Source organism: Vibrio sp. OPT46 (genome assembly GCF_015163535.1).
GTDB lineage: Bacteria > Pseudomonadota > Gammaproteobacteria > Enterobacterales > Vibrionaceae > Vibrio > Vibrio alginolyticus.
On sequence record NZ_JADDYG010000873.1, the window covers coordinates 1 to 234 of the forward strand.

At 44.4% G+C, this 234-nt stretch carries 1 protein-coding gene; it reads right to left on the reverse strand.

Features of this window, described 5'->3' with window-relative positions; translation table 11 throughout:
* On the reverse strand, positions 1-234 hold a 234-nt coding region (locus tag IQR33_RS30985), incomplete at both ends, for a GyrI-like domain-containing protein (protein WP_193844307.1).

The window sequence follows — 234 nt, forward strand, 5'->3', positions numbered from 1 at the left end:
GAGCTCTGATGCTTTGCCTATGTGTGTAATGACGGCGTAGGTTTGCTCAGGAACAGCCAAGAGGTCTAACCCCGAGTTGGAAGAGTTCGTTGATCTTGATGCGTTTGCTGTTGGACTACACTCATAACCTGCCCAGTACTCAAGTTGTTGGTTGTTTGAATACGCTTGCGTCACATCAATCACGCCAAAGTAAGTACTTTCCGAATTATTAAGGTTTTCAGATGAATAAAGACG